At 64.6% G+C, this 23,630-nt stretch carries 17 protein-coding genes and 1 pseudogene; 6 read left to right on the forward strand and 12 right to left on the reverse strand.

The features are described 5' to 3' along the window. Nucleotides 1-30 precede the first annotated feature (30 nt). The 5 genes from urtE to urtA form a co-directional block, all read right to left on the reverse strand. Nucleotides 31-720 carry an urea ABC transporter ATP-binding subunit UrtE gene (gene urtE / locus PXJ20_RS25010; RefSeq protein WP_126879022.1) on the reverse strand — a complete coding sequence of 230 codons (690 nt, stop codon included), beginning with the start codon at nucleotides 718-720 and terminating at the stop codon, nucleotides 31-33. A 25-nt stretch (nucleotides 721-745) separates the two neighbouring features. Next, nucleotides 746-1,489: an urea ABC transporter ATP-binding protein UrtD gene (gene urtD, locus PXJ20_RS25015; RefSeq protein WP_017774841.1), complete on the reverse strand. Its 744-nt coding sequence runs from the start codon at nucleotides 1,487-1,489 to the stop codon at nucleotides 746-748. 3 nt (nucleotides 1,490-1,492) lie between these two features. Next, entirely contained in the window at nucleotides 1,493-2,683 is a 1,191-nt protein-coding gene (gene urtC, locus PXJ20_RS25020; protein ID WP_017774840.1) for an urea ABC transporter permease subunit UrtC, read from the reverse strand. Nucleotides 2,684-2,744: 61 nt separating this feature from the next. Then, nucleotides 2,745-3,662: an urea ABC transporter permease subunit UrtB gene (urtB, locus tag PXJ20_RS25025; RefSeq protein ID WP_017774839.1), complete on the reverse strand. Its 918-nt coding sequence runs from the start codon at nucleotides 3,660-3,662 to the stop codon at nucleotides 2,745-2,747. 54 nt (nucleotides 3,663-3,716) lie between these two features. Beyond that, on the reverse strand, nucleotides 3,717-4,991 hold the full coding sequence (gene urtA, locus PXJ20_RS25030; RefSeq protein ID WP_017774838.1) for an urea ABC transporter substrate-binding protein: 1,275 nt from the start codon (nucleotides 4,989-4,991) through the stop codon (nucleotides 3,717-3,719). 207 nt (nucleotides 4,992-5,198) lie between these two features. On the opposite strand from urtA, the gene PXJ20_RS25035 reads away from it, so the two are divergent. Then, nucleotides 5,199-8,636, forward strand: coding sequence for an ATP-binding protein (locus PXJ20_RS25035; RefSeq protein WP_421031760.1), 3,438 nt, complete (start codon nucleotides 5,199-5,201; stop codon nucleotides 8,634-8,636). Then, on the forward strand, nucleotides 8,599-9,609 hold the full coding sequence (locus PXJ20_RS25040; RefSeq protein ID WP_421031759.1) for a response regulator: 1,011 nt from the start codon (nucleotides 8,599-8,601) through the stop codon (nucleotides 9,607-9,609). The genes PXJ20_RS25035 and PXJ20_RS25040 overlap by 38 nt, the downstream gene beginning before the upstream one ends. Before the next feature lie 35 nt (nucleotides 9,610-9,644). On the opposite strand, the gene PXJ20_RS25045 is transcribed toward PXJ20_RS25040, so the two are convergent. After that, nucleotides 9,645-11,066: an MFS transporter gene (locus tag PXJ20_RS25045; RefSeq protein ID WP_421031758.1), complete on the reverse strand. Its 1,422-nt coding sequence runs from the start codon at nucleotides 11,064-11,066 to the stop codon at nucleotides 9,645-9,647. Between the two features lie 123 nt (nucleotides 11,067-11,189). On the opposite strand from PXJ20_RS25045, the pseudogene PXJ20_RS25050 reads away from it, so the two are divergent. After that, nucleotides 11,190-12,127: pseudogene (locus tag PXJ20_RS25050) on the forward strand (LysR family transcriptional regulator). Nucleotides 12,128-12,142: 15 nt separating this feature from the next. Here PXJ20_RS25050 and PXJ20_RS25055 read toward each other — a convergent pair. The 5 genes from PXJ20_RS25055 to PXJ20_RS25075 form a co-directional block, all read right to left on the reverse strand. Further along, on the reverse strand, nucleotides 12,143-13,441 hold the full coding sequence (locus PXJ20_RS25055) for an L-fuconate dehydratase (RefSeq protein WP_421031757.1): 1,299 nt from the start codon (nucleotides 13,439-13,441) through the stop codon (nucleotides 12,143-12,145). Between the two features lie 137 nt (nucleotides 13,442-13,578). Next, a complete protein-coding gene (locus tag PXJ20_RS25060; protein ID WP_413215551.1) occupies nucleotides 13,579-14,526 on the reverse strand; it encodes an ABC transporter substrate-binding protein in 948 nt (315 codons plus the stop codon). A gap of 106 nt (nucleotides 14,527-14,632) precedes the next feature. Then, a complete protein-coding gene (locus PXJ20_RS25065; protein ID WP_017774831.1) occupies nucleotides 14,633-15,667 on the reverse strand; it encodes an ABC transporter permease in 1,035 nt (344 codons plus the stop codon). Between the two features lie 30 nt (nucleotides 15,668-15,697). Then, on the reverse strand, nucleotides 15,698-17,209 hold the full coding sequence (locus PXJ20_RS25070; RefSeq protein WP_421031756.1) for a sugar ABC transporter ATP-binding protein: 1,512 nt from the start codon (nucleotides 17,207-17,209) through the stop codon (nucleotides 15,698-15,700). A gap of 179 nt (nucleotides 17,210-17,388) precedes the next feature. Next, nucleotides 17,389-18,651, reverse strand: a complete 1,263-nt coding sequence (locus tag PXJ20_RS25075; protein ID WP_421031755.1) for an MFS transporter — start codon at nucleotides 18,649-18,651, stop codon at nucleotides 17,389-17,391. Nucleotides 18,652-18,956: 305 nt separating this feature from the next. Here PXJ20_RS25075 and PXJ20_RS25080 point away from each other — a divergent pair, with 305 nt between their 5' ends. After that, entirely contained in the window at nucleotides 18,957-20,666 is a 1,710-nt protein-coding gene (locus PXJ20_RS25080; RefSeq protein WP_421031754.1) for a hypothetical protein, read from the forward strand. A gap of 230 nt (nucleotides 20,667-20,896) precedes the next feature. Continuing rightward, on the forward strand, nucleotides 20,897-21,709 hold the full coding sequence (locus PXJ20_RS25085; RefSeq protein WP_421031753.1) for a class I SAM-dependent methyltransferase: 813 nt from the start codon (nucleotides 20,897-20,899) through the stop codon (nucleotides 21,707-21,709). A gap of 96 nt (nucleotides 21,710-21,805) precedes the next feature. Here the strand turns inward: PXJ20_RS25085 and PXJ20_RS25090 are convergent, their stop codons facing one another. Beyond that, nucleotides 21,806-22,570, reverse strand: coding sequence for an SDR family oxidoreductase (locus PXJ20_RS25090; protein WP_026121441.1), 765 nt, complete (start codon nucleotides 22,568-22,570; stop codon nucleotides 21,806-21,808). Nucleotides 22,571-22,708: 138 nt separating this feature from the next. Between PXJ20_RS25090 and PXJ20_RS25095 the strand changes: the two genes are divergently transcribed. Then, complete coding sequence (locus tag PXJ20_RS25095) at nucleotides 22,709-23,617, forward strand: LysR family transcriptional regulator (RefSeq protein WP_421031752.1); 909 nt, start codon at nucleotides 22,709-22,711, stop codon at nucleotides 23,615-23,617. The last annotated feature ends 13 nt before the right edge of the window (nucleotides 23,618-23,630 follow it).

Raw genomic sequence — 23,630 nt, forward strand, 5'->3', positions numbered from 1 at the left:
TCACTCCTTGATCCACGTACTTGTTAGGGGCTAAACAGAGAGGTATTCGCGTATGCGACCCGTGTCGCCGGCGTCGCGGGTGCTCTGATGCACGAAGCGCCCGCCCTCGATCACGAACAGCCGGTCAGCCACGTCGAGTGCGAAGCTCAATACCTGTTCCGAGACGACGATCGCGATGTCACGCGTCGCGCGAATCTGATTCAGCGCCTTCGCGATGTCTTTGATGACCGACGGCTGAATGCCTTCGGTGGGCTCATCGAGCAGCAACACCTTCGGGTCGGTGGCGAGCGCGCGCGCAATGGCGAGCTGCTGTTGCTGACCGCCCGAGAGATTGCCGCCCTTGCGCCGGCGCATGTCGAACAGCACAGGAAAAAGCGCGTAGAGATCGTCGGGCACCTGCTGAGACGCCGCGTTTTCGAGTCCCGTCCGAATGTTCTCCTCCACGGTAAGCGAGGCGAAAATCTGCCGCCCTTGAGGCACATACCCAATGCCTTTGGCCACACGGCGATAACTCTCGTCTTTCGACACATCCGCACCGCTCACGCGCACCGTGCCGCGATTGGCCGGCAGCATGCCGATCAGCGCCTTGAAGAGCGTCGTCTTGCCCATACCGTTGCGGCCCATCACCGCCACGCTTTCGCCCTTTCCGACGGAAAAGCCGATACCGTGCAGCACCTCGCTCTGGCCGTAGCTCACAACAAGGTCGTCTACTTCGAGCATGATCTGTCCTCCGTTCAACGCCAATTCAGTGGCCAAGATAGACATCGATCACACGCGGGTCGGCCTGCACCTGCGCCATGGGCCCTTCCGCGAGAATCTTGCCCTGATGCATCACCGTGACCTTGTGGGCGATGCGTTCCACGAACGCCATGTCGTGCTCGATTACGATCATCGAGCGGTTGCGGCAGATGCGGTCCAGCAGTTCGGCCGTCAGTTCGCGTTCCCGCACGCTCATGCCCGCAATGGGCTCGTCAAGCATCAACAGTTCGGGATCCTGCATGAGCAGCATGCCTATTTCGAGCCATTGCTTCTGACCGTGCGACAGCAGGCCGGCTTCAAGATCGAGCGACGCCGCAAGGCCGATTTCCTCGGCCACCGCGCACACGCGGTCCGTCACTTCGTCGTCCGCGCGGTAAGCGAGCGCACCGAACACAGACCGACCACGCGGAAACGACACCTCCAGGTTCTGCGCCACCGTGAGGTTCTCGTAGATGGAGGGCGTCTGGAACTTGCGACCAATGCCCTTGCGCACGCGGCGAAACTCCGCGAGCTTCGTAATCTCCTCGTTGCGAAACTTGATGCTGCCCGCCGTTTCCCTCGTCTTGCCGCAGATAAGATCGAGCAACGTGGTCTTGCCCGCGCCGTTCGGTCCAATCACCACGCGCAGTTCGCCTGACTCGATATAGAGGTTCAGCGAATCGATGGCCTTGAAGCCGTCGAACGACACGGTCAGGTCTTCGATCGCCAGCAGAAAATCGGTATTGCTCATGACTCACGCCTCCTTGTTTTCCGCCCCGAGCAGCCGCCGCACGCGCGGTCTCACGTGCTCTTCATAGAGCCCCGCGAGGCCGTTCGGAAAGACCATCACAACGCCGATGAACATGGCGGCCATCAGATAGAGCCAGAGGTTCGGAAAGCTCTCGGAAAACCAGCTCTTGCCCAGGTTGACCAAAATCGCGCCGTACACTGCCCCCACCAGCGACATGCGACCGCCCACCGCCGCATAGATCACCATCTCGATCGAGGGCACGATGCCCACGAACGACGGCGACATGAAGCCCACCTGCAGCGTGAACATCGCGCCGCCAATGGCTGCCAGCAGCGCCGCGAAGCAGAACGCGAAGACCTTGAACATCGCCACGTCATAGCCGGAAAAGCGCACGCGGTCTTCCTTGTCGCGCATGGCGAGCAGCAGCGTGCCCAGCTTGCCGCGCTGCACCCATCGGCAGGCCAGCAGTGCACCGATCAGAAGCGCTGCGTTGACGAAGTACAGCGCGAGCTTGGCGTGGTCCGTGCGAATGTCCCAACCCAGCAGCGTGCGCAGGTCGGTCATGCCGTTCACGCCGCCCGTATAGCCCTGCTGCCCGATGATGAGCACCGAAAGAATGAGCGCCACCGCCTGCGTGATGATCGCGAAATACACGCCGCCCACGCGCCGCTTGAACATCGCGTAGCCGATCACGAACGCGAGCGCCGTGGGCACCACGAGCACAGCGAGAATCGAGAACGGCAATGAGTGGAACGGCTTCCACCACACGGGCAATGCAGTGACCTGGTTCCAGTCCATGAAGTCAGGAATGCCTGGCGTGGTCTGTGTGCGCGTGGCCACCGGGTCCGATGCTTCGAGCTTGAGGAACATCGCCATTGCATAGCCGCCCAGCCCGAAGAACACGCCCTGCCCGAGGCTCAACACGCCGCCGTAGCCCCACGCAATCACGAGACCGACCGCGACGAACGCGTACGTCAGGTACTTGCCCATCAGGTTCAGGCGGAACGTGTCGAGTGCAAGCGGAAACACGACCACGATGAGCAGCGCGAGTATCACGATGCCCGCATAGCCCGACGCATCGAGCCGCGCGGCCACTGCGCGCCAGCCGCCGCGCGCCGGGCCCGGTCGCGCGGATGGGGCAGACCGGGCATTCGGGCCGGATACGCCGCCCGCTGCGGGTTGGATGGGTTCCATGTGCCTCTCTCCGTACAAGTGAATCGATGAAGGCTTCAGCGCAGCGCAGGCCGCCCTGCGCTCACGCGCGCCGCACCTTCGAGGCGAACAGCCCCTGCGGGCGCAGCATCAGAATGACCACGACTGTCAGCAGCGTGAGCACGCGCGCAATGGACCCCGAGAGAAAGAACTCGCTGATCGACTGCATCTGCGCGATGCCGAATGCCGACGCCACGGTCCCCAGCAAACTTGCCGCGCCGCCGAACGTGACCACAAGAAACGAATCGACGATGTAAAGCGAGCCGCTCGTAGGCCCCGTCGAGCCGATGGCCGTGAACGCCGCGCCCGCTACGCCCGCAATGCCGCAGCCAATGGCGAACGTCATGCGGTCGGTGCGGCGCGTGTTGATGCCCGCCGCGTTCGCCATGGGCCGGTTAGCCACGGTGGCGCGCACGCGCAGCCCCCAACGCGAGCGGTACAGCGCGAGCAGCAGGCCGCCCGTCATGACGAGCGCAAGGCCCATCACGAACATGCCGCTCACCGGAATGTCGAGACCCGGCGCCGGTTCCCACGAACCCATTAGCCAGTCGGGCAGCGCGGGGCTCACTTCTTTCGGACCGAAGGTCGAGCGAAACACCTGCTGCATGCCGAGGCTCAAGCCCCAGGTAGCGAGCAGCGTGTCGAGCGGGCGCCGGTAGAGATGGCGAATCAACGCCCATTCGGCGAGCCAGCCCACTGCGAACGCCAGCACGAAGGCCGCCACGATGGCGAAGAAGAAGTAGACCGGCGTGAACGCGTGCCACACGTTCTGCGCGAACCACGAGAACATGTAGACCGTGTAGGCGCCGATGGTCATGAATTCGCCGTGCGCCATGTTGATGACGCCCATCTGGCCGAAGATCACGGCGAGCCCCAGCCCCATCAGGAGCAGAACGCTGAAGAGGCTCAGACCCGCGAAGCCCTGCATCAGCGTGATGTTGAGAATGTCGGTAGCGGACATCGAACGCTCCTCGCGCGGCGGCGCGCAGCCGCCGCGCAGTGGCGGGTTGCGGGATTACATGTAGCCCTTCGGGAACGGATTGGGCTGAATCGGCTGGGCCGATTGCGCGACCACCTTGAACTGCCCGTCCGCCTGCCCTTCGCCGATCAGCGAGCGGCTCCACAGGTGATGGTTCGCGTCCACCTTCGCGTAGCCCTGCGGCGCATTGGGCAACTCGATGCCCGCGGAAGCGGCCACCACCTTGTCCACGTCGAAGCTGCCCGCGCGCTCGCAGGCCGCCTTCCAGATCCACGGCCCTAGGTACGCGGCCTGGGTCACGTCGCCGATCACGGACTTCGGGCCGTAGCGCCCCTTGAATGCCGCCACGAACTTCTTGTTGTTGTCGTTATCGAGCGATTCGAAATACTTCATCGACGAATAGAAGCCCGCGAAGTTGTCGCCGCCAATGCCGAGCACTTCGTCTTCCGTCACGGAAAGCGTCAGCAGGAACTGCTTCTGCGGCGTGATGCCCGCGGCCTTCAACTGCTTGTAGAAGGCCACGTTCGAGCCGCCCACCACCGTTGCGAAGATGCAGTCGGGGCGCGCCAGCTTGATCTTGTTCATCAGCGAATTGAATTCGGTCGTGCCGAGCGGGTAATACTCCTCGCCCACCACTTTCGCGTGCAGGTGCTGTTCGATATGGCGGCGCGCGATCTTGTTCGACGTGCGCGGCCAGATGTAGTCGGAGCCGATCAGGAAGAACGTCTTGGCCTTCTTCGTGTTGGATGCCCAGTCGAGCGCCCAGAGAATCTGCTGGGTGGCTTCCTGGCCGGTATAGAAGACATTCTTCGACTGTTCGAGGCCTTCGTAGAACGTGGGGTAGTAGAGCAGCCCGTTGTCCTTCTCGAAGATGGGCAGCACGGCCTTACGCGAGGCCGAGGTCCAGCAGCCGAACACGGTCGCCACATGATCGTTTTCGAGCAGCTTCTTCGACTTCTCCGCGAAGGTCGGCCAGTCGGACGCACCGTCTTCCTGGATGATCTGGATCTTGCGCCCCAGCACGCCGCCCATCGCGTTGATCTGTTCGATGGCGAGCCGCTCCGCCTGAATGGAGCCCGTTTCCGAAATAGCCATCGTGCCCGTTGCCGAGTGCAACTGGCCGACGGTCACCGTGGTGTCGGTCACGGCGAGGTGGGTGGTGTTCACCTTGGCCGTGGGCGGCACCTGCGCGAACGAGGTGCGCGGCAGGCCAAGCGCCATGAGCGGGGCCGCGGCGAGGCCGCTCAGCAGGCGCCGGCGCAGCGGCGAGGGCATGTTGGCGTCGTCGTCGATTCGATCGTCTGCGGACATCACGTTCTCCTTGTCGTGGGCCCGCAGCGCAGGTGCTGCGGACGGGTTTCGAGGGTTGGACGCAATGTAGGAAGCCAAATTGACGATCGAAATACGTCGATTGACGTATTCCCGGCTATCGCACTGGAATGTAACTTGCTCCGGGCATGGCTCCCGCCGCTTGCCGGCCCATGCGGCACCTGTGGGGCACCAATCCGGATCATCCTCATGTCCCAGATGCACCCGATGCACCAGAGTTCAGTACGCACGCCCGGCACGCAGCGCATCGTCAAGGTTCGGCGCGACTACAACGCGTGGGTCGGCGACGAAACGCTCGAAGACTACGCACTGCGCTTCACGCCGCGCTCGTTTCGCCGCTGGTCGGAATTGCGCGTCGCGAATACGGCGATTGGCGCGGTGTCGTTTCTGGTGCTCGAGGCGATAGGCGGCAGCCTCGTCATCAACTACGGGTTCACCAACGCGTTCTGGGCCATTGCCGCCGTGTCGGTGCTGATCTATCTGACGAGCCTGCCCATCAGCTATTACGCGGCGCGCTACGGCGTGGACATGGACCTGCTCACGCGCGGCGCGGGCTTCGGCTATATCGGCTCCACCGTGACGTCGCTGTTCTACGCGATCTTCACGTTTATTTTTTTCGCGCTCGAAGCCGCGATCATGGCGCTCGCGCTGCAGCTGTACTTGCATATCTCGCTTGCCATCGCGTATGTGCTGAGTTCGCTCGTCGTGATTCCGATCGTGATGTTCGGCATCACGCTCATCAACCGTCTGCAAAGCTGGACCCAGCCGCTCTGGCTCGTGCTGTTCGTGCTGCCCTACGCCGCGGTGCTGTGGCACCACCCGGGTCTCGTCGCCGAATGGACCACCTTCGCGGGCTTTGCTCCGCAAGGCCGCGCGTTCAGCCTCATCGCGTTCGGCCAGGCCGCGACCGTGGTGTTCGCGTTGATCGTGCAGGTGGGGGAACAGGTGGACTACCTGCGCTTCCTGCCGCCGCTTACCGAAAAGAACCGCACGCGCTGGTGGCTCGCGCTGCTTTCCGCGGGGCCCGGCTGGATCGTGCCCGGCGCGCTCAAGATGCTGGGCGGCGCCTTTCTCGCGTTCGTCGCGATCCAGTACGAAGTCGATATCGCGCACGCCGCGCAGCCCACGCAGATGTATCTGGTGGCCTATCACCAGTTGCTCGACCGCATGGGCCTCGCCAACTGGGCGCTGCCGGCCATGACGTTGTTCGTCATCGTTTCGCAGTTGAAGATCAACGTGACGAACGCGTATGCCGGCTCGCTCGCATGGTCGAACTTCTTTGCGCGCCTCACGCACAGTCACCCTGGGCGCGTGGTGTGGCTCGTCTTCAACGTCATGATTGCGCTGCTGCTCGTCGAAATGGGCGTGTTCGACGCCATCGGCAAAGTGCTCTCGCTGTACGCCAACGTGGCGATTGCCTGGATAGGCGCGCTGTTCGCCGATCTCGTCATCAACAAGCCGCTCGGCTACAGCCCGCGCTACATCGAGTTCAAGCGCGCGCATCTCTACGACGTCAACCCGGTTGGCGTAGGCGCCATGCTGATCGCGGCGGCCGTCGGCATGCTGGCCCACGGCGGCGCGTTCGGCGCGCTGGGCGAAGCCATGTCGTCGTTCATCGCGTTCGGCGTAGCGTTTGTCTGTGCACCGGTACTCGCCATCGCCACGCGCGGACGCTATTACCTCGCGCGCGCCGCGCAGCCCACGGGCGACGCCACATCGCTGCGCTGCGCGATCTGCGAAAACACCTTCGAGCCCGACGACACCGCGTATTGCCCCGCTTACGGTGGCACCATCTGCTCGCTCTGCTGTTCGCTCGACTCGCGCTGCCACGACCGCTGCAAGCCGCATGCGCGCCTTGCCACGCAGGTCGATCTCGCCCTGCACCGCGTATTTCCGCGTGCACGGCTCGGGCCGGCTGCAATGCGGCTCATCCACTACGCGAGCCTCGTGCTCGCGATGCTCACGGTGCTGGCCAGCGTGCTTTATCTGATCTGGTCGCAGAGCATCACGTCGCTCGCCGCTGCCGATTCACCTGCGGGGCAAGCCATTGCAGGCAGTTTCCTCAAGATCTTCTTTGCGCTTTCGCTCGTGGGCTGCATCGCGGCCTGGTGGTTTGTGCTGGAGCGCGAAAGCCGTCGCGTCACGCAGGAAGAATCACAACGGCAAAACGAACTCTTGATGCAGGAAATCGACGCGCACCAGAAAACCGACGCGGCACTGAAGCGCGCCACGGCCGCTGCCGAATCCGCAAACCAGGCGAAGAGCCGCTATGTCTCCGGCCTCAGTCACGAACTGCGCACGCCGCTCAACAGCATTCTCGGCTACGCGCAATTGCTGCTGCAGGCGAAAGACGAACTCTCGCCGTTGCGCTACAACGCCGTGCGCACGATTCACCGCAGCGGCGAGCACCTGCTTGCACTGGTGGACGGGTTGCTCGACGTGGCGCGCATCGAGGCTGGCAAGCTGCAACTGAACATCGCGAAAGTGCCGCTTACCGACTTCGTTGCGCACGTCACCTCCATGCTGCGCCCGCAGGCGCTGGAAAAAGCGTTGTCGTTCGAGGTGCAGACCATCGGGCGGCTACCTGCCACCGTGAAGTCCGACCAGAAATGCATGGGTCAGATCCTCACCAATCTGATCGGCAATGCCATTCGCTTCACGTCTGCGGGCACCGTCACGCTGCGCGTGAGCCACGCGCTCGATACGCTGAAATTCGAAGTGGTCGACACCGGCCCCGGCATTCCCGCCGCCGAAATGGAACGGCTCTTTCTGCCGTTCGAACGCGGTGAAGCGGCGCACGCGCACGATCACGGCGCAGGGCTCGGCCTCACGATCTGCCGCCTGCTGACCCATGCGCTGGGCGGCAGCCTCGAAGTAGAAAGCGAGGTGGGCCGCGGCACGCGCTTCGTAGTGAAGCTGTTCGCGCCCGCCGTGCACAGCGCGCCAGACGCGCGCACCGAACTCGCCGCCATTCAGGGCTATGCGGGCGCACGCCGCACGATTCTCGTGGTGGACGACCTGGCGGACCAGCGCGGCATCGTCGCACAGTTGCTCACGCCGCTCGGCTTCGACGTGGCCGAAGCAGCAAGCGGCCCCGACGCGCTGCGCTGGCTCGGCACGCACGCGGCGGACGCCATCATCATGGACATCTCCATGCCGCTCATGGACGGCTACGAGACGAGCCGGCTCATCGGCGAAAACCAGTTGTCGAGCGCGCCTATCGTGCTGCTCTCGGCCAACGCGTTCGCCGACGACCGCGAACGCGCCAGCGCCACCGGTTGTGCCGGCTATCTCGTGAAGCCGTTGCAGGTGAACGTGCTGCTCGACAAACTCGCGCAACTACTGGCAATCGAATGGATCGCCTCGCCTGCGCCAGCCCTCGCCGACGCCGCAGGCCCCGTACGCACCGAGTCACGGGTCGCGCTGCCCGAGCCGGTTCTGCAACGCATACGCGCACACCTCGATGTGGGCTACGTGCAGGGCGTGGTCGAACAGCTCGACGCGGCACGTGCCGCTTACCCTGCCTTGCACGCGCAGGTTGACGCCCTGCGCGCACTGGCGGAGCGCTTTCAGCTAAGGGATCTAGAGAATGAACTCGACAGACTGCCCGGCAGCCGCACTGCATGACGTGAGCGATGTTCGCGCCGACGTGGGTGATCCGCCCGCGTGGCTCGGCAACCGTCCCGTCGTGCTGATCGTGGACGACACGCCCGACAACCTGGCATTCCTCTCCGATACGTTGCAGGCGCACGGCTATGCGGTGCTCGTCGCGCTGAGCGGCGAGGCGGCATTGAAGTGCCTTGCGCGCGTGACGCCCGACGTCGTACTGCTCGACGCGATGATGCCCAGCATGGACGGCTTCGAAACCTGCACGCGCATGAAGCAGGACAGCCGGCACGAGCATCTGCCCGTGATCTTCATGACGGCGTTGACCGAGAGCGAGCATGTGGTGCGTGGTTTTCGCGTGGGCGGCATCGACTACGTCACGAAGCCGGTGCGGCCCGAGGAAGTCTGCGCGCGCATCGGTGCACACGTGCGACGCTCGCGCGCGCAGCTCTATGCGAATGCGGCGCTTTCGCTGGAAACACGCGCGGCGCTGGTCGTCGCGGCAGACGGCACGATTCGCTGGCAGAGCCCGCTGGCCGCGCGTCAGATCGAAGCCTATCGCGCGCGCGACGGGCAACCGTCCGGCGAGGCCGTCTCGCAGCCGCGATTGCCGCCCACACTGCGCGGCTGGTTCGCAGACTGGCTCGCGCGCGGGTGCCCCACCAAGGCCGTGCACGAATTCACGGAGGGCGACGTGCGGCGCTCGGCAACCGTCGCGCCCGCGCCCGAGCAGGGCGAATGGATCGTCATCCTGACTGAAGTGGACGACGCCGCGCACCGCGACGCGCTCGTCTCACGCTTCGGGCTGACGGCGCGCGAGGCCGAGGTGCTGCTATGGGTGTCGCGAGGCAAGACCAATCGCGATATCGGCGACATTCTGGGCATGGCGGCCCGCACGGTGAACAAGCACCTCGAACATCTGTTCCGCAAGCTGCATGTGGAAACGCGTGCGGCTGCGGCGGCGCTTGTGGTGAAGACACTGGACCGGTCGTAGCGTCGGGTCGCAACCGTGGGGCTGCCGTCGTGCACCTAATCCACGCTGCGAATTGCTCGCGTGGCGCACGCGCCTGCGCGGGCCGTTGGCCGCGATACCCCCAACGCCACCGCGGCAATCGCCGCAGTGAATAGCGTCACCCCTGCCGCAAGCACCACCGCAACGTGCAGTCCACCTACCCACTCGCGCGCCGCCACGCCGGTCAGCGAGCCGAACACGCCCACGCCCAGCACGCCGCCAATCTGACGCGCGGTGTTCAACACGCCGGACGCAATGCCGAACGAAGATGCCCCCACATGCGCCAACACCGCCGTGTTGATGGACGGCACGGCGAGCGCCACGCCCACGCCCACCGCAAGCAACGGCAGCGAGACGACGAGCGCGCCGCTATCCGCGTGAACGAACACGAGCGACCCATACCCTGCTGCCGCCAGCACCTGCCCCGCGATCATCGGAAGCCGGTATCCAAAGCGCGCGGTGAGTGCGCCCGAGGTGATGTTCGCGACCGTGACGACCGCGGTCATCGGCAGGAAGGCGAGGCCCGTTTCGAGTGGCGTGTCGTTGCGCACGTTCTGGAAAAACAGGCTCATGGCGAACATGAGCCCGTAGTAACCGAAGTTCAGCGAGAGACCGGTCAGCGCGCTCACGTTGACTGCGGCATGGCGAAAGAGCGCGAGCGGCAGCAGCGGTTGCGCCTGCCGCGCTTCCACGATCACAAAAAGCACGCCCATGGCGAGCGAGCAGATGAGCCCCGTCATGACGGTGAAGCTCGTCCATCCCAGCCTGCCGCTTTCCACGACGGCATACGTGAGTGCCGCGAGCGTGACGACCGCGAGCGTCTGCCCCAACAGATCGATGCGGCGCGCGGCCTGGCGAACGGTATCCGGCGCATGGGCCAGGGTGAGCCAGATACCGGCCACGCCAACCGGCACGTTGATCAGGAAGATGGCCTGCCAGCCGAAACGGTCCACCAGCACGCCGCCCACGAGCGGCCCCGCGCCCAGCGCGAGCGCCGCCGTGCCGGCCCAGATGCTCACGGCCTTGGCGCGCGCCCGCGCCTCGGGAAACGCAGCGCCCAGCAACGCCAGCGACGACGGCACGCACAACGCCGCGCCCACGCCCTGCAACACGCGCGAGACGACGAGCATCGCCGCATCAGACGACAAACCGCATCCCACGGACGCACACGTGAACACCGCAAAGCCGCTCACGAACACGCGCCGCGCGCCGAGCCGGTCGGCCAGCGCGCCGGCACTGAGCAGAAGACTCGCAAACGCCAGGGTATAAGCGTTGACGACCCATTCGAGCGCGGTCGCATCAACGGCAAGGCTCTCGCGAATGCGCGCAAGCGCGACGTTCACGACCGTCACGTCGAGACAGATGATGACGAAGCCGAGGCTCGTCGCGAGCAAGGCGAGCCGTGGTGACGGGTTGAACGAGTTGAGATCTCTCTGCATCGTGGTCTGCGCAAAAAACGAGGCGGACCGGGCGATCCGCTCATCGTGCACGGCCACTCTATTCCCGTAGTGCGGCTGGATAAACGCAGGGCAGCTTGCAACAGAACCCACTAATATGGGGCAATGGACCTTCTCAAAGCGATGACCGTCTTCGTGCGCGTGGTCGAAACCGGCAGCCTCACGGGGGCTGCTGTGGCCTGCGATCTGTCGCCGACCATGGTCGGCAATCATCTTCAGGCGCTGGAGGCGCGGCTCGGCACGCGGCTGATTCACCGCACCACGCGCAAGCAGCAGGTGAGCGCGTTCGGCCAGGCGTATTACGAGCGGTGCGTCGAAATTCTGGGGCTCGTGGACGACTCGGAACGCCTTGCGCTCGACCATCTCGCGACGCCGCGTGGACGCCTGCGCGTGACGGCGCCCGTGGTCTTCAGCAACGAATGCCTGATTCCCGCCATGGCGGACTATTGCAGCCGCTATCCCGAAGTGAAGCTGGATATCGTGGCGACAGACGCGCTTTCAGACCTGATCGACGATGGTTTCGAAGCGGCCATTCGCATCGGCACGCTGCGCAATCCCGATGTGGTGGCGCGTCCTCTCGCCTCATATCGGCTGGTGCTTTGCGCATCGCCCGCCTATCTCGAAGCGAATGGCGCGCCCTCCACGCCTGAGTTGCTAGCCTCGCATCAATGTCTGACCTACGCGTTCCCGCCGCGCTCGGAATGGCACGCCACCCAGCCCGAATGGATCTTTCACGGACCAGACGGGCAGATGAGCGGGCCATCGACGGCAAGCTCAGGATCGACAACGCCGAGGCGTTGCGCCGCGCCGTGCTGGGCGGCCTCGGCATCGCCATGCTGCCCAGCATTCTGGTGGGCGACGATATCCGCGCAAAGCGCATGGTCGAAGTGCTGCCGGCCTTTCCGGCGCCTGAAAGGCCGCTCAATCTGCTGTATTTGCGCGAGCGGCAGACGTCGCCGAAGCTCCGCAGTTTTATCGATTTCGTGGTGGAGCGGTTTGGTGCCGACACCCCGGCGGATTCAAGCGGCCGTTCAAGCAGGTAAGCCCGGCAACCCCACTTACGCCTGCCACACAGGCCCATCCGGAAACCGATGCCGCTCGAGCGACGCCGCGTGCATCTCGATGCCGTAGCCCGGCCGCTGCGGCGGCACATAACGGCCATTGCGGATCACCACCGGGTCGACGAAATGCTCGTGCAGATGGTCTACATATTCGAGCACGCGGTTTTCCAGCGACGCCGACACGCAGATGTAGTCGAAGAGCGATATGTGCTGCACGTACTCGCACAACCCCACGCCGCCCGCATGCGGACACACGGGCACGCCGTATTTCGCGGCCATGAGCAGCACGACGATCACTTCGTTCAGGCCACCCAGGCGGCAGCTGTCCACCTGGCAGAAATCGATGGCCTGTGCCTGCAGCAGTTGCTTGAACATCACACGGTTATGGCAGTGCTCGCCGGTGGCCACGCCAATGGGCGCAATGCGCCGGCGAATGGCCGCGTGGCCGAGAATGTCGTCGGGGCTCGTGGGCTCTTCGATCCACCACGGGTCGAATTCGGCCAGGCGCCGCATGTTCGTCACGGCTTCATCGACGTCCCACACCTGGTTTGCGTCCATCATCAGCTTGCAGCGCTCGCCTATTTCTTCGCGCAGAATGCGCGCGCGCCGCACGTCTTCTTCGATATTGCCGCCCACCTTCTGCTTGAAGTGCGTCCAGCCCTGCGCAATGCCTTCGCGCGCAAGCCGCCTGATCTTGTCGTCGTCGTAGCCCAGCCACCCTGCGGACGTGGTGTACGCGGGATAGCCGTGCGCGAGCATCTCCTGTTCGCGCTCGCCTTTCGTCGCGGCATGGCGATGCAAGAGCGCGATGGCCTCGTGCGGCGTGATCGCATCGGTCACGTAACGGAAGTCGAGGCAACGCACGAGTTCCTCGGGGCGCATGTCGACCAGCAGCTTCCACACGGGCTTGCCTTCGGCCTTCGCCCACAGGTCCCACACGGCATTCACCACGGCCGCCGTGGCCAGATGAATGGCGCCCTTGTCCGGGCCGATCCATCGCAACTGGCTGTCCGAGGTGAACTCGCGCCAGAACGCGCCCATGTTCGCCGCAAGCTGTTCGAGCGACTTGCCGACAATCAACGGCGCCAGCGCCTGCACGGCACTGACGCAGATTTCGTTGCCACGCCCGATCGTGAAGGTGAGTCCGTGCCCGATGAAGCCTTGCGTCGAATCGGTTTCGAGCATGACGTAAGCGGCCGAATAGTCGGGCGCCGCGTTCATCGCGTCGGAGCCGTCGAGCGAGCGCGAAGTCGGAAAGCGGATGTCCCGCACGGACAGCCGTGTAATCGTCGTCATCTGGGCATTCTCCGCAACAACCGCAGTAGTCGATCAGCCGCAAGCCGCCGCACGGGGCGGATGCGGATGGCGTGCCATTCGAAGGAAAGGAAGGGCGAGCCGCCCTTCCTCTCGTGCCGCCTGTTCAGCGAAGGCGATCAGTCGTAGAGCACCGCGGCGATCTTCGGGTCGCTCATGTTGCTCTTGTCGTACCAGTAGAAGCCGGTGTCCACCTTCTTCGGCAGCTTCTCGCCCTTCAGCGCCTTCACGGCGGAGTCCACCACGCATTTGCCGATCCCGACCGGGTTCTGCGTAATGGCACCCGCCATGAGCCCCGAGTTGATGTCGTCCTTCTGCTCCTTGCCCGAGTCGTAGCCGATCAGCACGAGCTTCTTGCCCGACTCTTTCACGCCAATGGCCGCGCCCTCCGCCGACCCTTCGTTGGCACCGAAGATGCCCTTGAGATTCGGATGCGATTCGATCATGGCCTTGGCGATTTCCGCGGACTTCAAGTGGTCGCCGCCGCCGTACTGCACCGAAACGATCTTCACGTTCGGGTGCTTCGCCTTCATCTCGTTGAGAAAGCCGTCGCGCCGGTCGATACCTGTGCGGCTCGTCTGGTCGTGCACGATCACGCCCACTTCACCGGCATTGCCGATCATCGCGGCCATTTTGTCGGCGGCGAGGCCTGCGGCCGCGAGGTTGTCCGTTGCGCAGGTGGTGAGCGGGATGTCGCTATCCACGCCCGAATCGAACGCGATCACGGGAATCTTCGATGCCTGGGCGCGCTTGAGCAGCGGAATCGCGGCCTTGCTGTCCAGCGCCGCAATGCCCAGCGCCTGGGGCTTCTTCGCAAGCGCGGCGGAGAGCATGTCGATCTGCTTGTCCACCATGGCCTCGGTTTCCGGGCCTTCGAACGTGATGCGCACGTTGTGCGCCTTCGCCGATTCTTCCGCGCCCGCTTTCACGGCCTGCCAGAACTGATGCTGGAAACCCTTCGAGATGAGCGGAATATAGGGCTCCTCCGCACGCGCCATGCCCGCTCCTGCAACGAGCACGCCGATCCCGGCCACGACGCCGATCACTCTTCTTTTCGTTCTCAACATGGACATCTCCTCCTAAGGTGGACTATCAACCTCCAGCCGTATGTGGGCGCGTTGAACCGCTCCCAATCTTCGAGTCTTTTCCTTGTTCAGATGAACGATGCGCGCGTCACCGTTTTCTGCGCCGCAGAATGTCGGCGTAGACCGCGAGAATGATGATGAGGCCCGTCACCACGATCTGCCATTCCTGCGCGACGGACATGATGCGCAGGCCGTTGGTCAGCACGCTCATGATGAACGCGCCGATGATGGTGCCGAGAATCGTGCCCGAGCCGCCGCTCAACGAGGTGCCGCCGATCACCACCGCCGCAATGGCTTCGAGTTCGTAGCCCTGCCCGAGCGCGGGCTGCGCCGAATTGAGACGCGAGGCAATGAGCAAACCGGCGATGCCGCAAATCGCGCCGCCCAGGCCGTAGATCGCGATCTTCCAGCGGTCCACGTTCACGCCCGAGAGGCGCACCGCTTCCTCGTTGCTGCCCAGTGCGAATGTATAGCGGCCAAGCGCCGTGCGATTGAGCGTGATGGAACTCACGATGGCAAGAAAAAACAGGATCAGCACCGCGTTCGGCACGGGCACGCTCGGCAGCAGATAACCGATCAGCGAGTCCTGCGAGATCATGTAGAAGTTTTCGGTGTCGTTGAAATAGATGGGCTTGTCCGACGAGATGACGAGCGACAGCCCCTTCAACAACAGCATCATGCCCAGCGTGGCGATGAACGGCGGAATCTTCATCTTCGCCGTGAGCGTGCCCGACACGGTGCCGCACAGTGCGCCCGTGCCGATGGCGGCCAGCACGCCGATCCACATCGGCAGATGCCAGTACGTGAGGAACACGCCGCAGATCACGGCCGTGAAGGTCATCAAGGTGCCCACGGAAAGATCGATGCCGCCCGTGATGATGACGAACGTGGAGGCAATGGCGAGCACACCGTTCACCGCTGTGGCCTGCAGAATGCCGAGGATGTTGTCCATCTGCATGAAGGCCGGCGACGCGAAGCTGAAGAACAGCAGCAGCAGGATCAGGCTTGCGAACGCGAGCATCTTCTGCAGCGCCGCGGGCGCGAAGATACGCGCCCTGAGCGCCTTCAGCCCCGCTGGCCGCCGCTCGTCGCCCAGCGCTGAACTTTCCGTAGGCACTGTCATGTCATGGACCTCTCATGAAGTTCTTTTTGCTCACGCCGCTTTCAACGTTTCGCGCTGGGTGGCGAGCTGCATGATGCGCTCCTGCGTTGCTTCATTCGCGGAGAGTTCGCCGGTAATGCGGCCCTCGCACATCACGACGATGCGGTCGCTCATACGCAGAATCTCCGGCAACTCCGACGAGATCATCACGATCGCTTTGCCCTGCGCTGCCAGCGCACGCAGCAGTTTGTAGATCTCGGTCTTCGCGCCCACGTCGATGCCGCGCGTCGGTTCGTCGAAGAACAGCACGTCGCAGTCGCGCTCCAGCCATTTCGCAATGACCACCTTCTGCTGGTTGCCGCCCGAAAGCAGCCGCACTTCCTGCGCGGCCGAAGGCGTACGAATGGCGAGCAGGCGGATGAAATGCGATGCGGTCTTGCGTATCTGCGCGCGGCGCAGGAAGAAGCCGGACACAAGGAACTTGCGCAGGTTCGACATCACGATGTTCGATTCGACGTCCATGCCGGTGGCGAGCCCGAAGCGCTTGCGGTCTTCGGAGAGGTAACCGATGCCGTGGCGCACGGCGTCGCTGGGCCGCCTGATGGTGGCCTTCGCACCTTTCACCACGATCTCGCCGGACTCTATCGGGTCGGCGCCGAACACCGCGCGCGCCACTTCGGTACGGCCCGCGCCCATCAAACCGGCGAAGCCCAGTATCTCGCCCTTATGCAGCGTGAAGCTCACGTCTTTCACGAGCGGGCCGGCATTCAGCCGTTTCACCTCGAGCGCCACCTGGCCCTTGCTGGCCGCGCTGTCGGGCGGCTCCACGTCGGTCAGCGTGCGGCCCACCATCATGCCGATGATCGTTTCCACGCTCGTTTGCTGCGCGCTCACGGTCGCCACATATTCGCCGTCGCGCATTACCGTGACGCGGTCGGCAATCTGCTTCAGTTCGTCCATCTTGTGGGAAATGTAGATCACGCCCACGCCGCGGCTCTTCAACTGGTGAATGATGCGAAAGAGTTCGGCAATCTCGGCATCGTTGAGCGCCGAGGTGGGTTCGTCCATGATGAGCACGCGCGAATCGAACGACAGCGCCTTCGCAATCTCCACCATCTGCTGCTTCGCGACCGTGAGCGTGTCGACAATGGCGCGCGGATCGATCTTCACATGCATGCGCGCGAGAATTTCGCGTGCCTGCGCATTGAGCCGGTCTTCGTCGAGGAACAGGCCGAAACCCTTGCGCGGCTCGCGGCCAATGAACATGTTCTGCGCGACGGTGAGGTGATTCATCAGTTGGAGTTCCTGATGAATGATGCCGATGCCGAGCGCCTGCGCTTCGCGTGGACTTTGAAAGTGGACGGGCTGGCCGTCGTAGAGCATGTCGCCGCTGTCGCGGGTATAGACGCCCGCGAGAATCTTCATGAGCGTCGATTTGCCCGCGCCGTTCTCGCCCATCAGCGCGTGCACCTCGCCGGCCATGAGTTCGAACTGCACTTCATGAAGCGCCCTCACGCCGGGAAAACTCTTGCTGAGCTTCGTAACGGAAATGAGCGGGATCATGGCGCGTATGAGGCTCCCCCAGGGCAATGTGCAGCGATTCTACGACGCGGTATGGCAGCGGCTCAAGCTGCGGGAATCCTTGATAGGACGGCACAGCGCGCGAAAATCCAGGCCATTGGAAATGGCGTGGCGGCCGGCCGCTGCGCGGGTCGTGCAAGTCGTTGTGCAACGCCGCAGCGCTATGCAAACTGCGCCGACCGCTCGCGGTCCGGCAACGGCGGAAACACGAGTGCAATAGCCACAGCTCCCAGCCCCACCAGCGACGAGCCGAGATAAAGCCACGTGTAGCGCCCGGAGAGGTCGAAGATCCAGCCGCCCACCACCGGCCCCAGCGCCATGCCGATGCTCGAGAGCAGCGTCGCCGCGCCCAGCACCGTCCCGATGATTCGCGTTCCGAAGTACTCGCGTGCAAGCACCGCGTAAAGCGGCATGACACCGCCGTAAGCCGCGCCGAAAATCAGCGCGAGCGCATAGAACGATTCCAGCCGGCGCACGAACAGATAACCACTGATCACCACAGCCTGCACGAGCAGCCCGGCCACGAGCACAGGCTTCACGCCGAAGCGGTCCGCGAGCACACCGAGCAACAGGCGGCCGCCAAGACCTGCCAGCCCCTCCACGCTGTAGATGCTCACCGCCGCCATCGGCGTGATGCCGCAGAGCATGGCGTAGCTCACCATGTGGAAGATGGGACCCGAATGCGCGGCACAGCAGGCGAAGTAGGTTAGACCCAGTGCGAGGAACTGGCGTGTGCGTAGTGCGTCGAGGCCGCGCATGCCTTCGGCCTCGGCGAGCGGCACGCCTGCCGTGGCACTCGCAGCGGGCACGGCAGGCGGACGGCGCACCAGCAGCGCCGCCGGCAACAACGTCACCCACGCGAGCACGCCGATCAGCAACATGGCCGTGCGCCAGTCGTAGGCCGACACCAGCCAGCGGGCAAGCGGCGAAATGGTCATCGGCGCCACGCCCATGCCGGCGGATACGAGCGAGACCGCGAGGCTGCGCTGCCGGTCGAACCACGCCGCGGTAGCGGCCATCATCGGCGCGAAGAACGCGCTTGCGGCCATGCCGACCAGCACGCCGTAAGCCAGTTGAAACTGCATGAGCGACTGGGCGCGGCTGGCGAGCGTGAGCGCCAGTCCCAGCAATCCCGCGCCCGCCAGCACCACGGGCCGCGCGCCGAGCCGGTCGCTGAGCGCGCCCCAGCCGAAACCGCTTACGCCCATCACGAGGAAGTTGAGCGTCATGCCGCTCGAAATACCGGCGCGCGACCAGCCCGTGTCGGCGGTGATGGGCGCAAGAAAGATGGCGAGCGAGAACATTGCGCCAATCGCGACGCAGGTCATGACGGCGCCGGCGATCACGATGGTCCAGCGGTAGCGCCGGGGGTCGGGGTTGGAACCGGTCGCGCTGGAAACCGGTTGCTCGTTTTGCTGCGGCATGGAGCCTCCCTTGGGTCGGGTGCGGGTCGGGTGCGGGTCGGGTGCGGGTCGGGTGCGGGTCGGGTGTTTGTCGGGTACTCGTCAGGTTCGCATCGGTTTCTTACGACGACGAACGGGGCGGACGGGAATCGACAGCAGCGGCGCAGAAAACCTTGTGCGAAATGAACGGCAACTTGCCGGAAATGCGCGTGGCCTTGTATCCCGCAGTAGCGATAGCTGCCTCGCGATCTTTATTCGTCCCACTAATTGAAGTTCTAAAAAAGGGTGCCGTTACCCAGGGTATCCATAACAAGGAGGATGACTCCATGATCAAGACCCTGCAGTGCGCAGGCTTACGCAATCGTTTGCGTTTTCAATCGCCGTCTGGCGACATTGCTCGACGCCTGATCTGGCTGCCCGTCGCGGCATCCATGGCCGTGCTTGCCGCCTGCGGCGGCGGTGGCGGTGGCGGTGGCGGCAGCAGCGGAACGACCGCGTCGAACCCCACGCCCGTTGCAGCGGCGGCGCTGAGCGGCGCGGCCATCGACAGCCCGATTGCGAACGCGCGCATCGTCTTTACGTCCGGCGCGCCGCAAGGCGACTCGGGCGCAACCGTCATCGGCACTGTGACGGCAGGCGCCGACGGCACATTCACGGGCAGCGTGAACGTGCCCTCCACCGCCGCGCCCATCTTCGCGAACGCGACCGATCCGAATCAAACCTCGCTCGTGCTCTCCAGCTACCTGGGCTCCGGCGCCACTATCGTGGCAGCCGGCAAGCTCAGCGCGAACGAGTTGCCCGACCTCGACATCACGCCCGTCACCACGTCCGCGCTCGCCGTCTACGCGCAGGTGAACGGCGGCTCGTACGCGGCCTTGACGCACAGCAGCTATCGCACGACGCTGCGCACCTATCGCGGCGACATTCTCGTCATTGCATCGGCGATCAAGGCCGTGGGGGACAATCTCTGCACCCCGTCCACCACGATCACCTCGACAACGAACCTTGCCGCTGCCATCGCCGCGGCGTCGAACCTGACCTCAGGCAATTCGACGACGCTCGCCTCGGCCGCCGCCGCACTCGGCGGCAATTGCACGACAGCGCTCACCACGCTTCAGCAAGCCATCAGCTCCGACGACGTGTTCGGCCCGCAACTCTCCACGGGCGACGCCGTGGAAGCGGCCTCATCCGTGGTGCCGGCCGGCGCGTATCAGCTTCAGGCGCTCGTGGCCGAAACCGGACTTGGCACAAAGCTGACAGCGGCCAGCATCACGAGCGCACCCACGAACGTCACGCCGGCAGCGGTTTTCGCCGACACCGCGCTCACGGTTGCAAGCGACGGCACCATCACCTCCACCGACGGCAACGTGAAGGGCAACATTCGCGGCAGCCTTATCAAGCTGACCATCACGAACGGCACGCAGACCTGGCAACTGGCCGGCAAGCTGGGCACCGTGTCGAGCGCGCTCGTAACAGGCGGCAGCGCGTTTTCGATGCAAGGCGGCGGCGTGAACACGGGGACCAACGTGTTGACGAACTTCTCGGCGGTGCTGGCCGCGAGCGGCGCAGCGCCCGTGTGGAACGGCGTGGCGGTCCCCACGGCGACGAGCAACAGCGCGGGCGTCACCTGCGCCGCAGGCCAGCCGGTTCGTCTGAGCGGCTTCGTGCCTGGCGTAGGCGGCGGCATGCTGGGCGAATGCATCGTGCCGAGCGGGTCGGGATGGGCCATGTCGGCGCCCACATCGGTTCAGGGCGAGTTCGACTTCGACTTCGCAGCGAAGAACACGCCCACCGCGACGCCCACGCTCACAGCCGCCACCTGGACGCAGGCCAGCTCGGCGCCGTTCATTCTGACGAGCGCCTCGGCGAGCTTCGCGCTCAATACCGGTTCGGCCACGCCCGTGAGCGGCACGGCCTACTACGTGATGGGCACGCGAGCCATCGTCTTCGCGACGGCCACTGCCAACGGCATGTTCGTCACGTCGGATAACGCGCTCATGCAAGCTGAGGACTCCGGCGACAGCGCAGACCGCTAACGCCCTCTCCCGCCGTCCCTGCACGGCCGCACGCCGTGCAGGGACATGTCGACTCGCGAGCGCAGGTCAGGCTCGCGCCGCCGCGCCCGCCGCGGCACCGCGCCAAAACCCAGCTCCAAAACCCAAATTGACGCGCCCCATGCGGGCGCCCACCATAGCGCATGGGCCGCCCATGCCCGCGCCACAGCGCATGCTCGACGGCATCATCGAAAGCCTTCACAGGAGGCGTCATGACCGAGCGCGACAAGGTGTTTTCAGGCTCCATCCCGAAGTTCTACGACACGCTGATGGTGCCGCTCATTTTCGAGGGTTACGCCGCCGACCTGGCCGCGCTTGTCGCGGCTGCCTCGCCTCGCTCGGTGCTCGAAACGGCGGCGGGCAGCGGCGCGGTCACGCGCGCGCTTGCGCCCAGGCTGGACGCAACCACACGCTATGTCGTGACCGACCTCAACCAGCCCATGCTCGACTATGCCGCCGGGCGGCAGGGCGCCGACAGCCGCATCGAGTGGAAGCAGGCCGACGCACTTCACCTGCCGTTCGAAGAGGCCGCGTTCGACGCGGTCTGCTGCCAGTTCGGCGCGATGTTCTTTCCCGATCGCGCAGCGGGCTACGCCGAGGCGCGTCGCGTACTCAAGCCTCGCGGTCGGTTCGTCTTCAACGTGTGGGACCGCATCGAAGAAAACGCCTTCGCCGACGAGATCACGCGCGCACTCGCTGCCGTGTTTCCGCACGACCCGCCGCGGTTTCTCGCCCGCACGCCGCACGGCTATCACGACGTCGCGCTGATTCGCGACGACTTGAGTCGAGCCGGGTTCACCACGATCCAGATCGAGACGCACGAGAAGCTGAGTTGCGCGGCCTCGGCACACGACGTCGCCATCGCTTATTGCGAAGGCACGCCGCTGCGCAACGAAATCGAGGCACGCGACGCCGGTCTGCTTCAGTTCGCTACGCAGCGCGCCGCCCAGGCCCTTGCCGACCGCTACGGCAACGGCCCGGTGGCCGGCAAGATTCAGGCGCATGTGATCGTGGCGATGGGATAAAGGACACTGCGAGGCGGGGCGCTGCGCAGCAAGGCAAAGCAGAGGCAGAGACATAAGCAAACGCAGAAGCCCCCAATCGATATCGCGAAGCGCGTATCAGGTCCGCGTAATCGACACGCCGCCATCCACGAGCGAAGCGGTACCGGTCACGAACGACGAATCGTCGGACGCGAGATAAAGCACCGAGCGCGCCAGCTCCTCCGGCCGTGCCACGCGCTTGAGTGCATGCAACCCCGTCACGAAGGCCTGCGACTCGGCGGTGTCGTTCATGCCGCGGTACATCGGCGTATCCACGGCACCGGGCAGTACGGCATTGACGCGCACGCCTTGCGGTCCGTACTCCGCTGCAAGCGCCTGCGTAAGGCCGATCAAGCCGGACTTGCTCGCCGCGTAGGCCGCAGTACCCGGAAACGCGAACGAATAGCCCACAAAGGTGGACGTGAAGATGACCGATCCGCCGCCCTGCTTCACCATCTGCGGAATCTGATGCTTCGCGCCGAGGAAGGCGCTCGTCAGATTGGTGGCGAGCGTGGCGGACCAGCCCGCCTCGGACACCCCCGTGGTCGGGCCCATTTCGCCCAGCGTGCCGGCGTTGTTATAGGCGATGTCGAGGCGACCGAAGCGGCTCACGGCGAGTTCGACCAGTGCTTTGGCGAAGTCCTCGGACTGCACGTCGCCCGCGAGAAACGCGGCCTCGCCGTCTTCGCGGGCAATCTCGTCAACCAGCGTTTCGAGTTCGGATTCGCGGCGCGCCGCCACCACCACCTTTGCGCCTTCCGCGGCGAACAGTTTCGCCGTGGCACGACCAATTCCCGCGCTGGCGCCGGTCACGATGGCGACTTTTCCTGTCAAGCGTTGCATGTTCATCTCCTGCTGCAGTGTGCTGGCAGGAGCCCCATGCCCCGGCCGGTGAGCAGCACTATAGGCGTGGGCAACCGGCGCAAGAAGGCATAAAACGTGGGTATATCATTCAGCATCCTTGAATGATCGGAGACGGATATGGACCGACTGCGCGCCTATGAAGTCTTCGTGACTGTAGTCAGCCGCGGCAGCTTCACGCGCGCAGCCGATGCGCTCGAAACCTCGCCCGCCAACGTGACGCGCTACGTGAACGAACTGGAAGCGCATCTCGGCACCCGTCTCATCAATCGCACCTCGCGCAGACTCTCGCTCACCGAAGGCGGAGAAACGCTTTACGCGCGCTGCAAATCGATTCTCGACGACGTGGTGGAAACAGAAGGGCTCGTGTCGTCGGCGTCGGTGGAACCGCGCGGACGGCTGCGCATCAACGCGCCCGTGAGCTTCGGCATTCTGCATCTGGCGCCGCTGTGGCCCGAGTTCATGCGCAGGTATCCGCGCGTCGAACTCGACGTTGCGCTGATTGACCGCGTGGTCGATATCGTCGATGAAGGCTACGACCTCGCCATTCGCATCTCCCGCACGGGCTCGACGAACCACGCCGCGCGCAAGCTCGCGACATCGAGAAACATCGTCTGCGCGTCGCCCGATTACCTGAAGCGGTGCGGACATCCGGTAACGCCAGCCGACCTCGCCGGGCATCAATGCATCGGCTACCTGTACGCATCCACGGGCGACGAGTGGCAGCTCATCGACAGCAAAGGCCACGCGCACGCCGTGAAGGTCAACTACAACATGCGCAGCAACAACGGCGATACCGCACGCGCGGCGGCGCTCGCGGGACAAGGCGTGATCTGGCAACCCACGTTTCTGGTGGGTAACGACCTGCGCGCCGGCAAGCTCGTTCAGATCTTGCCGGAGTACCGCTTGCCCGATATCGACGTACTCGCGCTGTACCCGAGCCGACGGCATCTCAGCGCGAAGATACGCGCGATGATCGATTTTCTGGCCGAGGCGTTTGGCGGGGTGGCGCCGTGGGATAGGAGGTGAGGGCTTTTTCGAA

The sequence above is a fragment of the Paraburkholderia sp. A1RI_3L genome, assembly GCF_048957895.1.
In the GTDB taxonomy this organism is placed as follows: Bacteria; Pseudomonadota; Gammaproteobacteria; order Burkholderiales; family Burkholderiaceae; genus Paraburkholderia; species Paraburkholderia kururiensis.

What these genes read in the sequence shown, in the direction of transcription:
- urtE (WP_126879022.1), bottom strand. Translation starts at nt 720, where the DNA reads ATGCTCGAAGTAGACGACCTTGTTGTGAGCTACGGCCAGAGCGAGGTG.
- urtD (WP_017774841.1), bottom strand. Translation starts at nt 1,489, where the DNA reads ATGAGCAATACCGATTTTCTGCTGGCGATCGAAGACCTGACCGTGTCG.
- urtC (WP_017774840.1), bottom strand. Translation starts at nt 2,683, where the DNA reads ATGGAACCCATCCAACCCGCAGCGGGCGGCGTATCCGGCCCGAATGCC.
- urtB (WP_017774839.1), bottom strand. Translation starts at nt 3,662, where the DNA reads ATGTCCGCTACCGACATTCTCAACATCACGCTGATGCAGGGCTTCGCG.
- urtA (WP_017774838.1), bottom strand. Translation starts at nt 4,991, where the DNA reads ATGTCCGCAGACGATCGAATCGACGACGACGCCAACATGCCCTCGCCG.
- PXJ20_RS25035 (WP_421031760.1), top strand. Translation starts at nt 5,199, where the DNA reads ATGTCCCAGATGCACCCGATGCACCAGAGTTCAGTACGCACGCCCGGC.
- PXJ20_RS25040 (WP_421031759.1), top strand. Translation starts at nt 8,599, where the DNA reads ATGAACTCGACAGACTGCCCGGCAGCCGCACTGCATGACGTGAGCGAT.
- PXJ20_RS25045 (WP_421031758.1), bottom strand. Translation starts at nt 11,066, where the DNA reads ATGCAGAGAGATCTCAACTCGTTCAACCCGTCACCACGGCTCGCCTTG.
- PXJ20_RS25055 (WP_421031757.1), bottom strand. Translation starts at nt 13,441, where the DNA reads ATGACGACGATTACACGGCTGTCCGTGCGGGACATCCGCTTTCCGACT.
- PXJ20_RS25060 (WP_413215551.1), bottom strand. Translation starts at nt 14,526, where the DNA reads ATGTTGAGAACGAAAAGAAGAGTGATCGGCGTCGTGGCCGGGATCGGC.
- PXJ20_RS25065 (WP_017774831.1), bottom strand. Translation starts at nt 15,667, where the DNA reads ATGACAGTGCCTACGGAAAGTTCAGCGCTGGGCGACGAGCGGCGGCCA.
- PXJ20_RS25070 (WP_421031756.1), bottom strand. Translation starts at nt 17,209, where the DNA reads ATGATCCCGCTCATTTCCGTTACGAAGCTCAGCAAGAGTTTTCCCGGC.
- PXJ20_RS25075 (WP_421031755.1), bottom strand. Translation starts at nt 18,651, where the DNA reads ATGCCGCAGCAAAACGAGCAACCGGTTTCCAGCGCGACCGGTTCCAAC.
- PXJ20_RS25080 (WP_421031754.1), top strand. Translation starts at nt 18,957, where the DNA reads ATGATCAAGACCCTGCAGTGCGCAGGCTTACGCAATCGTTTGCGTTTT.
- PXJ20_RS25085 (WP_421031753.1), top strand. Translation starts at nt 20,897, where the DNA reads ATGACCGAGCGCGACAAGGTGTTTTCAGGCTCCATCCCGAAGTTCTAC.
- PXJ20_RS25090 (WP_026121441.1), bottom strand. Translation starts at nt 22,570, where the DNA reads ATGCAACGCTTGACAGGAAAAGTCGCCATCGTGACCGGCGCCAGCGCG.
- PXJ20_RS25095 (WP_421031752.1), top strand. Translation starts at nt 22,709, where the DNA reads ATGGACCGACTGCGCGCCTATGAAGTCTTCGTGACTGTAGTCAGCCGC.